The organism is uncultured Porticoccus sp., assembly GCF_913061305.1.
Lineage (GTDB): Bacteria > Pseudomonadota > Gammaproteobacteria > Pseudomonadales > Porticoccaceae > Porticoccus.
In genome coordinates, this window is record NZ_CAJXST010000016.1 from 1 (window position 1) to 2,592 (window position 2,592).

The following is a 2,592-nucleotide window of genomic DNA, read 5'->3' on the forward strand; positions in this document are numbered from 1 at the left end:
TACGAGATAGGAGTCCGTCTCGTGGGCTCGGAGATGTGTATAAGAGACAGGCAAGCACCTGCCTGCGCAACTTTCCGGTGGTCAACAACAACGTGTTGCCATTGCTCGCGCACTGGCAGGCAGCCCCAGATTCCTGCTGGCTGATGAGCCAACCGGTAACCTGGATTCAAAAACAGCAGCAGGCGTTATGTCATTGCTGCATGAAATTAATGCCAAAGGCACTACCATCATTATGGTGACACACGACCCTGTACTGGCCCAGAACAGTCGCAGAAACATTGACATCCTGGACGGCCAGATCCGCGATGACGCACGCCGCAGCACAGCAGCGGTAGCCTGAGAGAGGGTAAATCATGTTTTTTTATTATATCAAGCTGGCTTTACTCAGCTACCGTCGCAACACCGTACTCAGCTCACTGATGGTCCTGGCAATCGCGGTGGGTATCGGCGCCTTTATGGTTGTATATACCCTGACCTACATCATGGGCGGCGATCCTATTCCTCAGAAGAGTGATCAGCTATACCACATACAGTTTGATTATGGCGATCCTGCTATTTCAGCGTTTGAGCCTCCACCACAACTGACATACCGTGATGCGATGGCCATGCTGGAAGCGCCTTTTGATTACCCACGCACCGCCACTTCAAGATTCTCTGAAGCGATTGAACCACCAAGCCAGAATATTGCGCCATTTTTTGCTAACGGCCGAGGCGCACTCAGTGATTTCTTCACCATGTTTGACGTGCCTTTCCTGTATGGCGGCCCCTGGGGCGCAGAAAGTGACAGTAATGGGGAGCAGGTTGTTGTCCTTTCCCGGGACATGAATGATCGCCTGTTTGGTGGCGAAAATTCAGTCGGCAGAAACCTGGATCTTGGTGGCCTGGTATTCACCATCGTCGGCGTGCTTGATGAGTGGCAGCCAATTCCGAAATTCTACGACCTTAACAATGGTCAGTTTAATGTCAGTGAAGAAGTTTATGTGCCCTGGCACCTCATTGCTTCCCAGGAATTAAGGAGGTCTGGTAATACCAACTGCTGGGCACCACCGGAAGGTGACGACTTTCAGGCTTTCCTGAATGCTGAGTGTGCCTGGATACAGTATTGGGTGCAATTGCCGGATCAGAACGCTTTCAATGAATATCAGTCATTTCTGAACAGTTATGTTGAAGAACAGCGTGCTTTTGGGCGGATGCGGGTTCCTGTCGATAAACGTCTGTTCAATGTCATTGAATGGATGGAAGAGCAGGAAGCACTCCCCAACGAAATCAAGGTTCTTACCGTACTGGCGGGCCTGTTGTTAGCCGTTTGTCTGCTCAACACCGTAGGATTGTTGCTGGCCAAGTTCCTGGGAAAATCGGCTGAACTGGGTGTTCGCCAGGCGCTGGGAGCCAACAAATCATCATTGATGATTCAACACACCATCGAAACCGGTGTACTTGGCACAATTGGTGGACTGCTTGGGCTTGGTTTTGCCGTACTGGGCATGGAAGGCGTCAAGATCTTGTTAAGTGGTGATATCCCTCTCGACTGGCTCGGCATTGATATGACGATGGCGATGACTACCGTTGGCCTTGCCATTATCAGCGGCGTCTTTGCCGGTCTTTACCCGATCTGGCGTACCAGCCGGATTAACCCTGCCATTCATCTGAAAACGCAGTAAGGAGCATTCATATGGAATTCGGACCGATACTAAGATCATTACTGCGTAATAAAACCGGCGCCTTACTGATCGCACTACAAATCATGGTGACACTGACCGTGATCGTCAATGCCATTTACATCATTCAGGAGCGCTCACAACACATGACGAAACCAAGTGGTCTGGATGAGGCGAATATAACTCATATCCTCTCCATCGGGTACGGTGAAAGTTTTAATGCCGAAGCAACCACAGATAATGACTTGAGAGTGTTAAGAGGAATGACGGGGGTAGCCGATGCTACCGTCATTAATGCAATACCCGTTAGTAGCAGCGGCTCATCAAATGGGTATATGGTTGAACCCGGTCGTTTGGAGCTGGCCGTGATGGCGGCACAATACAGAAGTGACGATCATGCGATTTCAACGATGGGGCTGGAGCTGATCGCCGGAGAGAATTTTTCGCCGAATGAAATTGTTCGACATGAACCCGGCACGGCCAGAACAGACACTTCAGTCATTGTCACCCGTGCGATGGCAGAAGCGCTTTACCCGGATGACGCAGCGGAAACCACAATAGGTCGAATTTTTTACGCTGCCGATGACACGGCATTGCAGATCAAAGGCATTGTCGAGAGACTGCAGGTTCCCTGGCCAAGTGCCGACTTTGCAGAAAACTCTGTGATCTATCCGGAAATTGAACTGGATGGGGGAAACTACTACCTGGTTCGTCATGAGCCAGGGTATCGCGACGAGAACCTGCCACGGGTAGAGGAAACTCTTGCTGCGCAAAATGACACCCGGGTATTACGGGAAAATCAGACCTTCGAACAGACCCGTACAATCACTTTCATTCCCGATAATGCGATGACCTGTCTCTTATACACATCTCCGAGCCCACGAGACGGACTCCTATCCCGTATGCCGTCTTCTGCTTGAAAAAAAAGACTTTT

The 2,592-nt window shown here is 50.5% G+C and carries 2 protein-coding genes and 1 pseudogene; all 3 read left to right on the forward strand.

From position 1 onward, the window contains the following. Positions 1-58: 58 nt before the first annotated feature. Positions 59-142 (forward strand): annotated as a pseudogene (locus tag QZ516_RS12710) (ATP-binding cassette domain-containing protein); the annotation flags it as partial. A gap of 45 nt (positions 143-187) precedes the next feature. After that, entirely contained in the window at positions 188-340 is a 153-nt protein-coding gene (locus QZ516_RS12715) for a hypothetical protein (RefSeq protein WP_297190517.1), read from the forward strand. A gap of 13 nt (positions 341-353) precedes the next feature. Beyond that, a complete protein-coding gene (locus QZ516_RS12720) occupies positions 354-1,661 on the forward strand; it encodes an ABC transporter permease (RefSeq protein WP_297190520.1) in 1,308 nt (435 codons plus the stop codon). The last annotated feature ends 931 nt before the right edge of the window (positions 1,662-2,592 follow it).